This is a genomic window from Eisenbergiella massiliensis (genome assembly GCF_003435485.1).
Genome location: NZ_QVLV01000014.1, coordinates 22,671 through 37,303, shown reverse-complemented (window position 1 = coordinate 37,303; position 14,633 = coordinate 22,671). Strand labels below are relative to the sequence as shown.

Sequence of the window (14,633 nt, the reverse complement as noted above, 5' to 3'; positions counted from 1 at the left end):
TTTGTAAAATTGTGCTAATCTTGGAAAATATCTGCTATAATTCAACCATATCTTAGATGGAAAGGTAATGGAGTATCACAATGAAAGAAAGCAATTTTAAAAAGGCAGTGAATGAGATTCTGAGTTTCGATTTCTCAGGGGACGGACAGAAGGCAAAAAATTCAGGAGAAAGTTCAAGGAAACCGGAGGGGAGGGAGAATCCGGATATAGGCACAGATGCAGAAATCGTAAAAGGGAGCTTGTATCCCGATAAAAATGCTGTGGGTGAGATAAAAAGAGAGAATACGGCAGGAGAAAAAATGGCGGAAGAATCAGCAGGCGGAAGAGCAAAGGGAGTAAACGCCGCCGGATCCACGACGCCTGTCCCGGCCGGAGCGGATACGGCGGCAGCAGACAACATGACACCCACATTAAAAAATGAGTCTGTTATTACGGAAGATATGGTAATTGACGGAAGCGTCAGGACAAAGTCAAACCTGCGAATCCTGGGACAGATTTCCGGGGATGTAAGGTGCGAGGGAGCGCTGCTGCTGGCAGGGAAGGTGATCGGTGATGTTTATGCCGACAGCATGCGGGTCCAATCGGGAAACATAACCGGGAATATTCAGGTGACTGATGAAATGGTGGTGGATAACAATTCCTGGATCAAGGGGGACATTACCTCAGGGCGGCTGATGTTTAACGGGCACAGTGAAGGAAACATGATGGTGCAGGAGAGCATTGAGCTGAGGGAGTCTGCCAGGGTGAAAGGAAATATATCCTCGGAATGTATTTCCATGTACAATGGCGCGCATGTAAAGGGAATGATCGACATTGGAGGCCTGGAAGAAGTCAGGGAAGAATAGCAGGAGGGAAAAACCATGGATTTTTCCACTGTGAACAGGGAGTTTTGTGCAAAGACAGCAGGCGGGGACTTTGGCAGGCTTCCGGATAAGCCTGCCGTATCGGGGAGAGGAAGGCGGAAAAGGAAAAACAGGTATTGGGGAAGCGTACTTTTCTATAAACATCTGATATTGGGAATGACTGCGCTTGCGATTCTGTTACCTTTATTTGGCCTGACCGGAATGGTTTATAAATATACCTGTCTGAAGGCGGAATATCAGGGGCTGCTGCGTCGTGCGAATGCTTTGTGTACGGCGGAGGCTGCCGAAAAAGACAATAAAATATCCGAAATCGGCAGAAAGATAAAGGAAGAGCTTTCCGTATGGACAGAAGGCGTGGGAAAAATCCCGTTTCAGGTAAATACGGAGGACTGGAATTATATCCTGGTAAATGACTGGAATCCTCTTCCGGCATCCTATAAGTTTCAGCTGGATGTACTGGAGGATGGACATCAGGTCGATTACCGCATTGCAGAAGATTTGGGGGAAATGCTCTCTGATGCAGAGGCCGAGGGATTGGAACCGTTGGTATGTTCTGCCTATCGCAGCTATGAGCGGCAGGCAGATCTGTTCAACAGCTCGGTTGAGGAACTGATGGAGCAGGGAATGACGTACAGAGAAGCTTACTACAAGACCCATGAACAGGTTGCGATTGTGAACTACAGCGAGCATCATACCGGACTGGCGGTAGACATTGTAGGGAAAAACCATCAGATGCTGGATGAGCGCCAGGGGAGAACAAAGGAGGCACAGTGGCTTGCCCAAAACTGCTCCCGTTATGGTTTTATCCTCCGATACCCAAAAGGAAAAGAGAAGATTACGGGAATCGAATATGAATCCTGGCATTTCAGGTATGTGGGTAGGGATGCTGCGCAGTTTATTACAAAAAATGATTTGACGTTGGAGGAATTTTTAAAAATAGCGAAAATACAGCAGAAAACCGGAAGATAAGGTCCTCAGGGACATAGCTGGCATACATGCTTAGCGCCAGCCGAAGCAGAGCGCAGACCATATACCTGCGGACTTTACATTCCCGTTCATGGCATTTCAGGTTGGTGCCCCATTGCCTGCGGAAGCGGGCTTATTTGATTGCGGAAACGATCTCCCGGGCAACCTTCGGCTTGTTCATAGTATAAATATGGATGCCGTCCACATGATGGGCCTTCAGGTCAAGAATCTGTTCTATTGCGTAATCTATGCCGGCTTTCCTCATTTCCGCCGGATCGTCTCCGTAGGTGGCGATGAGATCCGCCAGCTTCTTGGGGACGGAGGAGCCGGAAAGGGAAACCGTGGTTCCCAATTGTTTGGCCGAGGTGATGGGCATGATACCGGCGCAGATGGGGAGGCTTATGCCCGTACTGCGCGCCTTGTCCAGAAATTCATAATACACCTGGTTGTCGAAAAAGAGCTGTGTAATCAGAAATTCAGCCCCAGCGTCACATTTTTTCTTCAAATGGAGAAGATCGCGGTCCAGATCCTTTGCTTCATAATGCTTTTCCGGGTAACAGGCGCCTGCAATGTGGAAATCTGTGGAGCTGTTCAGATAACCTGTCAGATCCGAAGCATGGGGGAAATGCCGGCTGTTAAACTGTTCATCGCTCATATAGGACGGCCTGTCGCCGCGCAGGGCCAGGACATGGTTCACATTGGCTTCCTTCAGCTGTGCTGTTACCGCGTCAATGTCTTCTTTCCCGGAGCCAACACAGGTCATATGTGCCAGGGCATTGATTTTCAGGTTATTCTGGATATAGGAAGCGATTTCCACGGTTTTCTTCGACTTGCTGCCGCCGGCCCCGTAGGTAACGCTGATAAAGTCAGGCTGCAGCCCGGCAAGGGAATCCAGCACCAGAAACGCATTGGCAAATTCCTCTTCCTTTTTGGGCGGAAAAACCTCAAAGGAAAGAAGCTGCTTATTTTCAGAAAAAAGCTCTTTTATCATCTGTTTAACCTCTTTAACATGAATTTTATTTTAGATTGCATTTGACTCATAACAGATAGTATCGTAACATGTTATTGTGTGAAATTCAAGAAATGATTTGTCTGCGCATTCGGCCACACGCGCGGCGTTTTTATTAGCCGGATGCTGTAACGGTTCAGGCCCGTCTGAACCGTTACCATATATGGAGGGAAGCAGTCATGGATAAAAATATCTATCATGTTCCGTATATCTATGGAAAAATGGACGGCAGGGGCACGGTGTCCGTCAGGGTGCCGGGTTCAAAGAGCATCACTAACCGGGCGCTGCTGCTGGCAATGCTGGCCGATGGGCCATGTACGCTCACGGGCGCTCTGTTCAGCGATGATTCCCGGTATCTGCAGCAGTGCATCGCGGATTTGGGGTTTGAAATAGAGGCGGATGAAGAAAGGGCTGAGGTGCGGGTGGAAGGTCTGGGAGGGAGGCTGCCGGTGCGGGAAGCCTCCCTTTATGTGGGAAGCGCGGGAACGGCGGCGCGTTTCCTCACAGCCTTGCTTGGGCTGAAGAAGGGAGCCTGGCATTTGGATTCTTCGGAGCAGATGAAGCGGCGTCCCATGCTTCCGCTGCTCCAGTCGCTTCAGGAGCTGGGGACCCGTGTGGAATATCAGGGGCAGGAGGGACATTTCCCGTTCACCCTGTATCCGGGAAACAACGGGCGGCAGGATATTGCAGTCAATATTGAGCACAGCAGCCAGTTTTTGAGCGCGCTACTGATTGCGGCCTGCTGCGCAGAACGGAGCCTAGATATCCGTGTGGAAGGAACCCATGGTATGGCCTACATAGATATGACGCTTCGGATGATGGAGCAGTTCGGGGTAAAAGCGGAGAAAAGAGGCGGGGATTGTTTCCATATGGAAGCAGGGCAGAGCTATCGGCATCAGGAGTATGCAATAGAGCCTGATGTCTCGGCGGCCTGCTATTTTTACGGGATGGCGGCAATCCTGGGGATCGAGGTGCTGGTGCCCGGCGTACATTTTGGTTCACTGCAGGGAGATGTGCAGTTCCTGCGGATTCTGGAACGGATGGGCTGCAGCCTGCACGAGACGGCAGAGGGAATCGCATTGAAGGGACCGGAAAACGGAAGGCTGCGGGGCGTGGAAGCGGATATGCATGCCTGCTCCGACCAGGCCATAACCCTTGCGGCTATAGCGCCGTTTGCAGATGCGCCTGTCACCATAACAGGCATCGGACATATCCGGTATCAGGAAAGCAACCGTATGGAAGCGATTTCCACGGAGCTGGCGCGGCTGGGAATCCGCTGTGAGCAGGGGGAGGACAGCCTGAGAATATGGCCCGGCAGGCCTGTGCCGGGAGTTGTGGAAACCTATGATGATCATCGGATGGCTATGGGATTTTCCTTGCCTGGGCTGAGAGCCGAAGGGATTACAATTGCGGATCCCGGGTGCTGCAGAAAAACCTTTGAGAATTATTTCCAGGTGCTGGATGAGGTGGTCAGAGGCGTGACAGGATAAAAGAATCCGGCCGTCCCTTCCTCCTTTGGGAGGGGGGACGGCCGGATTCTGGCATTTTGCGGCATGGGGGAGAAGCGTTATTCTTTTCCGTCCCAGCAGTAGGTGCATAATTTGCTGCGGTCGATTCCCACGGAGTCGATCATATCGTCCAGGCGGTTGTAGCGCAGGGAGGTGAAGTTGAGCTGCTCTCCAATGCGGGATACCATGGCCTGGAATTCAGGGGTCTCAGGATTGGAGTAAGCGTCCAGATTTACGTATTTATTGTCGCCCTCCATTTCTTTGATGACCCTTCTCGTAATGAGATCCATTTCTGAGGTGGATCGGGAGAAGTTGAGGTATTTGCAGGCATAGAGGAGAGGAGGGCAGGCGGGACGAATGTGTACCTCTTTTGCGCCGCTTTGGTACAGGAATTCCGTTGTTTCTCTCAGCTGTGTGCCGCGGACGATGGAATCGTCGATGAGAAGCATGCTGCGGTTCTGTATCAGATCGCGGACGGGAATCAGCTTCATTTTGGCAATCAGATTCCTCTGGCTCTGTATGGTGGGCATGAAGGAACGGGGCCAGGTAGGGGTGTATTTGATAAAGGGCCGGGAGAAGGGGATGCCGGAGGTATTGGAATAACCGATGGCATGTGCGGTTCCGGAGTCCGGTACGCCCGCTACGATATCAGGTGACGCATCGTCTCTTTTGGCCATGGACGCGCCGCAGTTATAGCGCATTTTTTCCACGCTGATTCCTTCGTAGGAGGAGGAAGGGTAGCCATAGTAAACCCAGAGGAAGGTACAGATTTTCATATCCTTGCCCGGCGCTACCAGGGTGCGCATGCCTTCCGGGGTGACAACCACGATTTCTCCGGGTCCCAGTTCGCGTTCGCTGACGTAGCCCAGATTGAGATAAGCAAAGCTTTCAAAGGAGATGCAGTAAGCATTTTCTTTCTTGCCGATGGCTACGGGAGTACGGCCCATTTTGTCACGCGCGACATAAATGCCCTTGGGGGTCATAAGCAGGATGGTCATGGAACCGTCGATGAGATCCTGGGCATACTGGAGGCCTTCGATGATGTTTTCCTTTTGGTTGATGATAGTTGCAACAAGCTCGGTGGCATTGATGGTGCCGCCGCTCATTTCCAGAAAATGAATGTGCGATGAAAAGAGAAGCTTCGTCAGAATTTCTTCCGTATTGTTGATTTTGCCCACGGTTGCGATGGAATACGTACCGTGATGGGAACGGACGATCAGCGGCTGGGGTTCATAGTCTGATATACTGCCGATTCCCAGATTCCCTTTCATTTCCGTGACTTCTTTGTCAAATTTGGTGCGGAAGGGGGCATTTTCGATATTGTGGATGGAACGATCAAAACCGCGTTCCCGGTCGTATACGGCCATACCGGCCCGTCTTGTTCCCAGATGGGAATGATAGTCTGTGCCGAAAAAAAGATCGAAGACACAGTCTTCCTTTGATGCTACTCCAAAAAATCCACCCATGATGTTCTCCTTAGTATTGGTTTTCTTGACTGTTCGTAACAGCCCGCATTCCGGACTGCTATGGTTCTTCCGATGGCGGGAAGGCACACGTATCGTTTCCTTTCAGCGCCGGCTCCGGTATCGGAAGTATGTAGATGTAATAAAAACTTGGCATTAAAATCATATCATGATGGAAAATAAATGTATATATGCAAAAGTACAGAAAAATTATATTGACTTTTCTGAAAACAGGCAATAGAATAGGTTACAGACATATTCATGAATCAAAAATGCGATGATGGCGCACAAAGAGTTGTATTTTCCCACAGAGAGAGGGAGTCGTCGGCTGGGAGCTTCCTTGGGTTCAGATGCAGCTTGAATTTCACGCCGGAGCTGTCCTTTTGAAGGCCTTCAGGCTTAGGAGGGAACGTGGCGGCACGTTACGCCGGAATGAGAGCCTGCGGTGCACAGGGCGTTAAACGCCGGATGTGAAGCAGGAATGTGGGTGGTACCGCGGAAATTATTTCGTCCCTGGATTTTTGCCGGGGATTTTTTTGTGTCCAAAATTCCCCGGAGGCTGTCAGGCGCAGCGAGCCGCGGCGGCTGCAGGACGGCCGGAGGCCGGACCACAGGCTGAAGCGGGCTGAAAAGCTGTCAACATTTTTCACATGGAAAAAAATATGCCGGTGTCAGGATTTACGCGCCGGCAGCAGGAGGTTTTTATGAAAGACAGATTGGAACAGATCAAGGAAGAGGTCAGAAAGCAGGTGGAAGCTGCCGGAACCCTTGATAAGCTGAACGAGGTAAGGGTAAACGCTCTGGGTAAAAAGGGAGCCCTTACCGAGGTTCTGAAGGGTATGAAGAACGTGGCAGCCGAGGAGCGGCCGAAAATCGGACAGATGGTGAACGATACCAGAACGGAAATCGAAGCCATGCTGGAAGAAACGAAGAAGAAAATGGAATCCGCCATCAGGGAAGCCAAAATGAAGGAAGAGGTCATTGACGTTACCCTTCCGGCCAGGAAAAACCAGGTGGGCCACCGTCATCCCAACACCATTGCCCTGGAAGAGGTGGAAAGAATCTTCGTGGGAATGGGCTATGAGGTAGTGGAAGGCCCTGAAGTGGAAAACGACTATTATAATTTCGAAGCCCTGAATATCCCCAGGAACCATCCCACCAGGGATGAGCAGGATACCTTCTATATTTCAGAGGATATCGTGCTGCGTACCCAGACCTCTCCGGTACAGGTGCGTGAAATGGAAAAAGGGAAGCTGCCCATCCGCATGATCGCTCCGGGACGTGTGTTCCGTTCCGATGAGGTGGACGCGACCCATTCTCCTTCCTTCCATCAGATTGAAGGACTTGTAATTGATAAGAATATTACGTTTGCCGATCTGAAGGGAACGCTGGCTGAGTTTGCCAGGGAGCTGTTCGGAGAGGAGACGAAGGTAAAATTCCGCCCCCATCATTTCCCGTTCACAGAGCCCAGCGCCGAAGTGGATGTGACCTGCTTCAAGTGCGGCGGCAAGGGCTGCCGTTTCTGCAAAGGCTCCGGCTGGATTGAAATCCTTGGCTGCGGTATGGTGCATCCCCGCGTATTGCAGATGAGCGGAATTGATCCCAAGGAATATTCCGGTTTTGCATTCGGCGTAGGCCTGGAGCGTATTGCGCTTCTGAAGTATGAAATTGACGATATGCGTCTGCTTTATGAGAATGACGTCCGTTTCCTGAAGCAGTTCTGATGGAAAAAGCGGATAACTGATTTTGTTTCTTCCTATTATAAAGGAGGAATTTTGCGGCTGTTTCATTCATGGGAAAGCCGTGTATACTCAGAATGCGGACTGAAGGAAATAAGAAAGGCATGGATACAATATGAATACAACGTTATCATGGATTAAAGCATATGTGCCGGAGCTGTCATGCACGGACCAGGAATACTGCGATGCGATGACAATGAGCGGCACCAAGGTGGAAAGCTATGAAAGGCTTGACAGGAATCTGGAAAAAATCGTAGTTGGCCAGATAGAAAAAATAGAAAAGCATCCTGACGCGGACAAGCTGATCGTCTGCCAGGTAAATATCGGCGCTGAGACCATTCAGATCGTTACAGGCGCTCCCAATGTGAAGGAAGGGGACAAGGTACCGGTGGTTCTTGACGGCGGTAAGGTGGCCGGCGGACACGACGGCGGCCCGCTCCCTGAGGAGGGCATTTCCATTAAAGCAGGAAAGCTGAGAGGAGTTCCCTCAAACGGTATGATGTGCTCTATTGAAGAGCTGGGATCCAGCCGGGATATGTATCCCGAGGCTCCTGAAAACGGCATCTATATTTTCAGCGATGATGTGGAAGTAGGTTCCGACGCAATCGATGCCCTGGGTCTGAGGGACACCGTATTTGAATATGAAATCACAAACAACAGAATTGACTGCTTCAGTATTCTGGGAATTGCCAGGGAAGCGGCCGTGACCTTCCATAAGCCCTTCGTCCCCCCGGTGGTTAATGTGCATGAAAATGGGGAAAATGTCAATGATTATATTAAGGTAGAGGTAAAGGATCCCGATCTGTGCCCCCGCTACTGTGCAAGGGTATGTACCAATATCAAAATCGCCCCTTCGCCCAAGTGGATGCAGAGAAGGCTGGCTGCCAGCGGTATCCGTCCCATTAACAACCTGGTTGATATCACCAACTATGTCATGGAGGAATATGGCCAGCCCATGCATGCCTATGACTTAAGCACCATAGCCGGCGGCCAGATCATTGTACGCCGTGCAAAGGACGGTGATGAGTTCCAGACACTGGACGGCCAGGTGAGAAAGCTGGACAGCGAAGTGCTGATGATCTGTGACGCTGAAAAAGAAGTGGGCATCGCCGGTATTATGGGCGGCGAGAATTCCAAAATAACAGACGATGTGAAAACCGTACTGTTCGAAGCCGCGTGCTTCAACGGAACCAATATCCGTAAATCCGCCAAGAGAATCGGCCTGCGCACCGATGCTTCCGGCAAATTTGAAAAAGGACTTGATCCTAACAACTCAGTGGAAGCGATCAACAGGGCCTGCCAGCTGATTCAGGAGCTGGGCTGCGGCGATGTTGTAGGCGGCATCGTGGATGTATGCGCGCCTCTGAAGGAAAGAGTACGCATCGCGTTTGAGCCGGAGCGCATCAACGCGCTGCTGGGGACACAGATTCCGGAAGCGGAAATGCTGGATTACTTCAAACAGCTGGAATTTGACTATGATGCAGACAAAAAGGAACTGATTATCCCTACTTTCCGTCAGGATATCGAAGGCTTTGCCGATGTGGCGGAGGAAGTGGCGAGATTCCACGGCTATGATAAGATTCCCACCACACTTCCCAGCGGGGAAGCCACCACAGGAAAGCTTTCCTTCAAGCTGCGCATTGAGGAAAAGGCAAGGGATATCGCCGAGTACTGCGGTTTTTCCCAGGGAATGTGTTATTCCTTTGAAAGCCCCAAGGTATTTGACAAGCTGCTGCTGGATCAGGATGATGTGCTGCGCAAGGCGGTAACAATCGCCAACCCGCTGGGAGAGGATTTCTCCGTCATGAGAACCATTTCCCTCAACGGCATCCTCACCTCGCTGGCAACCAATTATAATAGAAGAAACAAGGACGTCAAGCTCTATGAGTTGGGCAATGTATACCTGCCGGAAAGCGTGCCGGTAACCACGCTGCCTGAAGAGAGAATGCAGTTTACGCTGGGCTTCTACGGGGACGGAGACTTCTACACCATGAAGGGCGTCATTGAAGAATTCCTGGAAAGCATCGGCATGAAGGATAAGAAGGAATACGACCCTAAGGCCGGCAAAAACTTCCTTCACCCGGGACGTCAGGCCAACATCATTTACGGCGGTAAGGTTCTGGGCTATCTGGGTGAAGTACATCCGGAGGTACTGGATAACTACGGCATCGGGACAAAGGCTTATGTGGCGGTTCTGGATATGCCTGAAATCATTCCTTTCGCAACTTTTGACAGGAAGTATGAAGGAATTGCAAAATACCCGGCGGTTACCCGCGATATCAGCATGGTAGTGCCCAGAGAAATTCTTGTGGGACAGATTGAAGCGGTTATCGCACAGCGCGGCGGAAAGATTCTGGAAAGCTATGCCCTGTTTGATATTTATGAAGGCAGCCAGATCAAGGCAGGCTTCAAATCCGTTGCCTACACACTGACCTTCCGCGCGAAGGACAGGACACTTGAGGATGCCGATGTGAGCGCGGCAATGAAAAAAATTCTCAATGGCCTTCAGGGGCTTGGCATTGAGCTGAGACAGTAGTACAATAATACGGGGAGCACCGAACGGGAGGTGAGAATTATGGATATCGGACCAGTAAATCATGAAGTGGATTTCTGCAAGGTCTATGATATGGAAACCAAGGAAAAGGTAGAAAGAATACTTTTGAAAAACAGCATTTCCTATTTTGTGGAATGGGAAGTCAAGGGGGTAGGAGGCTTATTCTTTTTCAGAAAGCCCAGGGAAAAATCCGCCTGTATTTTCCGCATCCACAGTGACGAGGTTTCCAGAGCCAAAGAACTTCTCAAGCCGGTGCTCGGTTCAAAACTAAAAGAAACCGGAGGTAAGGCCTGATGGAAACGAAAAATGTATGGACCAGTTATTCCGAAGAGCAGCTGAAAGAAGCAGATGCTTTTGCCAGAGAATATATGGACTTCCTGGATGCGGGGAAAACTGAAAGAGAGTGCGTGGATACCCTTGTCAATCTGATTGAGAAGGAGGGCTACGTTGAACTGAATACGCTTATGGAAAGCGGCAGGGAAATCAAGCCCGGCGACAAGATCTACGCTGTAAACATGAACAAATGTCTGGTAATGTACCAGATCGGCAAAAAGCCTATGAAGGACGGCATGAATATCCTGGGTGCACATATTGATTCCCCCAGAATCGACGTAAAGCAGAATCCCCTTTATGAGGACAGCAACATTGCCTATCTGGATACCCATTACTACGGCGGCGTGAAGAAATACCAGTGGGTTGCCATCCCGCTTGCCCTCCACGGCGTAGTGGTAAAAAAAGACGGCACCACCGTTGAGGTGAATGTAGGCGACAATGAAGACGATCCTGTATTTTTCATCTCCGATCTGCTGATTCATCTGGCAGGGGAGCAGATGGATAAGAAGGCTTCCAAGGTAATCGAAGGGGAAGCCATGGATCTGATTATCGGAAATATTCCGGTGAAGGATAAGGACAAGGACGCCGTAACTGCAGGCGTGCTCAAGATTTTAAAGGATACTTATGATTTTGAAGAGGAAGACTTCCTTTCCGCAGAGCTGGAAATCGTTCCCGCTGGAAAAGCAAGAGAAGCCGGCCTTGACAGAAGCATGATCCTCGCTTACGGACAGGACGACAGAGTCTGCGCTTATACCTCCGCAAGGGCAGTGCTTGAGGTGGGCGGCACCATTACGGACCGTACCGCATGCTGTATCCTCGTGGATAAGGAAGAAATCGGCAGCGTAGGCGCAACCGGCATGCAGTCCCGTTTCTTTGAAAACATGACTGCAGAGCTGATGGAGCTGATGGGCGAATACAGCGAACTGAACCTGAGAAGATGCCTGACCAATTCCGCCATGCTCTCCTCCGATGTGAGCGCAGGCTACGATCCCGCATATGCTTCCTGCTTTGAAAAGAAGAATTCCGCTTTCCTTGGAAATGGCATGGTATTCAATAAGTTTACCGGTTCCAGAGGAAAATCCGGTTCCAATGATGCCAATGCGGAATATGTGGCGCATATCAGAGACATTATGGACAGCTCCGACGTGGTATTCCAGACTGCAGAGCTTGGCAAGGTAGATGTGGGCGGCGGCGGAACCATCGCTTACATCATGGCTTTATACGGCATGAATGTCATTGACTGCGGCGTTGCCGTGCTCAACATGCATGCGCCCTGGGAAGCCACCAGCAAGGCCGATGTATATGAGACCATGAGAGGCTATGTAGCATTCCTGGAAAAAGCCAGCTTTTAACATCCAAAGGCCTGTTGAATGCGGAATAACCGGGGAAGAAGAGTAATATGGAAGAATTGAAAACATCAGATTTTTACTATGAACTTCCGCCGGAGCTCATTGCCCAGGATCCCCTGGAGGACCGTTCGTCCTCCAGGCTCATGGTCCTGGATAAGGAGACCGGCGAAGTCTCTCACCATGTATTTAAGGAAATCGGAAGCTTTCTTGAGCCGGGGGATTGCCTGGTGTTAAATAACACCAAGGTAATACCTGCCAGGCTTATGGGTGTGAGAGAGGAGACCGGAGGAGCCATAGAGGTCCTTCTCCTGAAACGCAGGGAAAATGATATCTGGGAAACGCTGGTCAAGCCAGGTAAAAAAGCCAGGCCGGGAACTAAAGTTGTATTTGGGGACGGCCTGCTTCATGCGGAAGTGCTGGAAGTGGTAGAGGAAGGGAACAGGCTCATACAGTTCCATTATGAAGGGATCTGGGAAGAGGTCCTGGACAGGCTGGGGGAAATGCCCCTGCCTCCCTACATCACCCACAAGCTCCAGGACAAGAACCGTTACCAGACCGTTTATGCCAGGTACGAGGGATCGGCGGCAGCGCCCACCGCAGGGCTTCATTTTACACAGGAGCTTTTGAAGGAGCTGGAGGAGAAGGGGATTGATATTGCCTATGTGACCCTTCATGTAGGGCTGGGGACCTTCCGTCCGGTAAAGGTGGAAAACCTGCAGGAGCATCATATGCATTCCGAATACTATCAGGTAACCCGGGAAGCGGCGGATAAGATAAACAGGGCCAAGGCGGCGGGACACAGAGTGGTATGCGTGGGCACCACCAGCTGCCGTACTGTGGAAAGCGCCTGCGACGAAAACGGCCTACTGCAGGAATGTTGTGATAATACGGAGATTTTCATCTATCCGGGATACCGGTTCAAGGTGCTGGATGCGCTGATTACGAATTTCCATCTGCCGGAATCCACACTGGTAATGCTGGTGTCGGCGCTGGCCGGCCGGGAGCATGTGCTGGCGGCGTATGAAGAGGCGGTGAAGGAAAAGTATCGGTTTTTTTCATTTGGCGATGCCATGCTGATAAAATAGTTGTATAAAATCGGAATCATAACAATGTGTACTGTAAAGTATGCAGTAAGACAAACGGTGTTGGGACAGTATCCCGGCACCGTTTTTTTTTAGATGTATTTTTTAAGATATGCTTGAGAAAAATCAGATAGGATGATGGGCAGATGCAGATGGGGGTGCTCTGCCTCTTTTTGACTCCCTTACGATGATGACTTACCGGATGAAATGGGTAACTACAAAAGAGTAGTAGAAATGAACAGAATAATTTCAGAAGATTTTAGCTGCTTCTATTTCCGGCAGCTGCTAATGAAAATTTTAATGATTTTGAGAATGGAAGCTCTTTGCTTTTCAGGACATTTATCCAGGATATCCAAAACGGCGACTATCTCGTCTTCGTGTTTTTTCTCCGAGTTTTCACCGTATTCCCTGCCTAAAATGATATAATCCATGGGCATATTGAGCGTATGAGACAATGCCATTAACGTTTCCACCGACATGCCGCAGCTGCCTCGCTCTATATCAGCATAATATTTTGGTACTCTGTCAATTCTTTCTGCCATTTCTTCTTGAGTCATCCCCAATAAGGTACGTTTTAAACGTAGCCGTTCCCCTGCAGCAAGTCTATTATAGGTCTTAGACATTGCAGTTCTCCTTTCGAACAATTCATAACAGGTTAAATAGTTACGGGGTACCTTTTAGACGATCGCTGCCCAAACAGCCGGATACTCCGCCATCCGGCTAATTTCGGCCAATTTCAGCTATTTCTTACAAATCATTCCTTTTTTCGGAACAGTAAAAAATATCCATTTCCTATTATACAGAAATAAAAGTAAAATTGGTGCCTAAAATGTAAAAAAAAGTACCCATAATGGCATTATTTGATGAAATTGGATTTGACAACACATGTTTAAAACGTATATAATATAATAGTTTTAAACGTAGCTTAGTAAATTTCCTGAATCAAGAAGAAAAAAATACGAAAGGGAAAAAGCAAATTACAAAAAAAGTAACGTATATGGATGGATTTATTGATATACACTCGCACGTTATTCCGTGCGTGGATGACGGCTCCCAATCAATTGAACAGTCGGTGAAAATGCTGGAAATAGCGGCATCCGAGGGAATTTCGACCATAATAGCAACCCCCCACCAGAAGGCGGATAGAAGGTGTGTAACACCCGAGGGAATTGTGAAACGGATAGAAATCCTGCAGAAAAAAGCGGACGAGCTTAAAATTCCTGTCAAATTATTTCCGGGAAATGAAATTTTTTACCGCCACGGCCTGGCAGAGCTGCTGGAGCAGGGGAAGATCCGGACATTGGCGGATTCCCATTATGTGCTGATAGAGTTTTTGCCGGGGGAGGATTATGCATACATAAGAGATGCGATAGGCAGAGTGGCTTCCTTTGGATACTGGCCGGTGGTGGCCCATGTGGAACGGTATGTGAATGTGATTAAGGATATGGAAAAGGCGGAACGGCTGAAGGAAGATGCCGGGTGTTATTTTCAGGTGAATGCCTCAAGTGTTGTCGGCGACCAGGGTTTTGCGGCGAAGACTGTGGTGAAGAAGCTGCTGAAAGCCGGATTGGTGGATTTTGTGGGGACTGATGCACATAGTGATGGAAGCCGGGCGCCGAGACTGAGGAAGTGCGCTGGGTATTTGGAAAAGAAATATGGAGAAACCATGGCTGGGAAGCTGATGCGGGAGAATGCGGAGGCTGTTCTGGAGGATCGGGTTTTGTAAGGGTTAGTTTTAGTAAGAATATTTGGAACTGAGAACAAAAG

The 14,633-nt window shown here is 49.7% G+C and carries 12 protein-coding genes and 1 other annotated feature; of the genes, 9 read left to right on the top strand and 3 right to left on the bottom strand.

The features are described from left to right. Window positions 1-80 precede the first annotated feature (80 nt). Together DXC51_RS18490 and DXC51_RS18485 are read left to right on the top strand one after the other, a co-directional pair. Window positions 81-845: a bactofilin family protein gene (locus DXC51_RS18490; protein ID WP_117545144.1), complete on the top strand. Its 765-nt coding sequence runs from the start codon at window positions 81-83 to the stop codon at window positions 843-845. 15 nt (window positions 846-860) lie between these two features. After that, window positions 861-1,832 (top strand): M15 family metallopeptidase, encoded by a 972-nt coding sequence (locus DXC51_RS18485; protein ID WP_117545143.1) that lies wholly within the window; start codon window positions 861-863, stop codon window positions 1,830-1,832. 130 nt (window positions 1,833-1,962) lie between these two features. Here DXC51_RS18485 and metF read toward each other — a convergent pair whose 3' ends face one another. Further along, window positions 1,963-2,820: a methylenetetrahydrofolate reductase [NAD(P)H] gene (metF, locus tag DXC51_RS18480; RefSeq protein ID WP_117545142.1), complete on the bottom strand. Its 858-nt coding sequence runs from the start codon at window positions 2,818-2,820 to the stop codon at window positions 1,963-1,965. Window positions 2,821-3,017: 197 nt separating this feature from the next. On the opposite strand from metF, the gene aroA reads away from it, so the two are divergent. Then, complete coding sequence (gene aroA / locus DXC51_RS18475; protein ID WP_117545141.1) at window positions 3,018-4,328, top strand: 3-phosphoshikimate 1-carboxyvinyltransferase; 1,311 nt, start codon at window positions 3,018-3,020, stop codon at window positions 4,326-4,328. Window positions 4,329-4,405: 77 nt separating this feature from the next. On the opposite strand, the gene DXC51_RS18470 is transcribed toward aroA, so the two are convergent. Further along, window positions 4,406-5,812 (bottom strand): amidophosphoribosyltransferase, encoded by a 1,407-nt coding sequence (locus DXC51_RS18470; protein ID WP_117545140.1) that lies wholly within the window; start codon window positions 5,810-5,812, stop codon window positions 4,406-4,408. Window positions 5,813-6,077: 265 nt separating this feature from the next. Beyond that, window positions 6,078-6,327: a binding site (T-box leader), on the top strand. 186 nt (window positions 6,328-6,513) lie between these two features. Between DXC51_RS18470 and pheS the strand changes: the two genes are divergently transcribed. The 5 genes from pheS (at window position 6,514) to queA (ending at window position 12,869) form a co-directional block, all read left to right on the top strand. Further along, window positions 6,514-7,533, top strand: a complete 1,020-nt coding sequence (gene pheS / locus DXC51_RS18460; RefSeq protein WP_025490170.1) for a phenylalanine--tRNA ligase subunit alpha — start codon at window positions 6,514-6,516, stop codon at window positions 7,531-7,533. Between the two features lie 130 nt (window positions 7,534-7,663). Then, on the top strand, window positions 7,664-10,084 hold the full coding sequence (gene pheT, locus DXC51_RS18455; RefSeq protein ID WP_117545138.1) for a phenylalanine--tRNA ligase subunit beta: 2,421 nt from the start codon (window positions 7,664-7,666) through the stop codon (window positions 10,082-10,084). A 39-nt stretch (window positions 10,085-10,123) separates the two neighbouring features. Further along, window positions 10,124-10,396, top strand: a complete 273-nt coding sequence (locus DXC51_RS18450; RefSeq protein WP_117545137.1) for a hypothetical protein — start codon at window positions 10,124-10,126, stop codon at window positions 10,394-10,396. Next, window positions 10,396-11,787 carry an aminopeptidase gene (locus tag DXC51_RS18445; RefSeq protein ID WP_021640113.1) on the top strand — a complete coding sequence of 464 codons (1,392 nt, stop codon included), beginning with the start codon at window positions 10,396-10,398 and terminating at the stop codon, window positions 11,785-11,787. Before DXC51_RS18450 ends, DXC51_RS18445 begins: the two co-directional genes overlap by 1 nt. Before the next feature lie 56 nt (window positions 11,788-11,843). Beyond that, window positions 11,844-12,869: a tRNA preQ1(34) S-adenosylmethionine ribosyltransferase-isomerase QueA gene (queA, locus tag DXC51_RS18440; protein ID WP_117545178.1), complete on the top strand. Its 1,026-nt coding sequence runs from the start codon at window positions 11,844-11,846 to the stop codon at window positions 12,867-12,869. Window positions 12,870-13,135: 266 nt separating this feature from the next. On the opposite strand, the gene DXC51_RS18435 is transcribed toward queA, so the two are convergent. After that, window positions 13,136-13,489, bottom strand: coding sequence for a helix-turn-helix domain-containing protein (locus DXC51_RS18435; protein ID WP_021640111.1), 354 nt, complete (start codon window positions 13,487-13,489; stop codon window positions 13,136-13,138). Between the two features lie 374 nt (window positions 13,490-13,863). On the opposite strand from DXC51_RS18435, the gene DXC51_RS18430 reads away from it, so the two are divergent. Continuing rightward, window positions 13,864-14,592, top strand: a complete 729-nt coding sequence (locus tag DXC51_RS18430; protein ID WP_117545136.1) for a CpsB/CapC family capsule biosynthesis tyrosine phosphatase — start codon at window positions 13,864-13,866, stop codon at window positions 14,590-14,592. Window positions 14,593-14,633 lie beyond the last annotated feature (41 nt).

Bases quoted from the DNA above. Each gene is read 5' to 3' on its own strand.
- DXC51_RS18450 (WP_117545137.1), top strand. From the start codon at position 10,124: ATGGATATCGGACCAGTAAATCATGAAGTGGATTTCTGCAAGGTCTAT.
- DXC51_RS18445 (WP_021640113.1), top strand. From the start codon at position 10,396: ATGGAAACGAAAAATGTATGGACCAGTTATTCCGAAGAGCAGCTGAAA.
- aroA (WP_117545141.1), top strand. From the start codon at position 3,018: ATGGATAAAAATATCTATCATGTTCCGTATATCTATGGAAAAATGGAC.
- metF (WP_117545142.1), bottom strand. From the start codon at position 2,820: ATGATAAAAGAGCTTTTTTCTGAAAATAAGCAGCTTCTTTCCTTTGAG.
- DXC51_RS18435 (WP_021640111.1), bottom strand. From the start codon at position 13,489: ATGTCTAAGACCTATAATAGACTTGCTGCAGGGGAACGGCTACGTTTA.
- DXC51_RS18485 (WP_117545143.1), top strand. From the start codon at position 861: ATGGATTTTTCCACTGTGAACAGGGAGTTTTGTGCAAAGACAGCAGGC.
- DXC51_RS18490 (WP_117545144.1), top strand. From the start codon at position 81: ATGAAAGAAAGCAATTTTAAAAAGGCAGTGAATGAGATTCTGAGTTTC.
- pheT (WP_117545138.1), top strand. From the start codon at position 7,664: ATGAATACAACGTTATCATGGATTAAAGCATATGTGCCGGAGCTGTCA.
- DXC51_RS18470 (WP_117545140.1), bottom strand. From the start codon at position 5,812: ATGGGTGGATTTTTTGGAGTAGCATCAAAGGAAGACTGTGTCTTCGAT.
- pheS (WP_025490170.1), top strand. From the start codon at position 6,514: ATGAAAGACAGATTGGAACAGATCAAGGAAGAGGTCAGAAAGCAGGTG.
- DXC51_RS18430 (WP_117545136.1), top strand. From the start codon at position 13,864: ATGGATGGATTTATTGATATACACTCGCACGTTATTCCGTGCGTGGAT.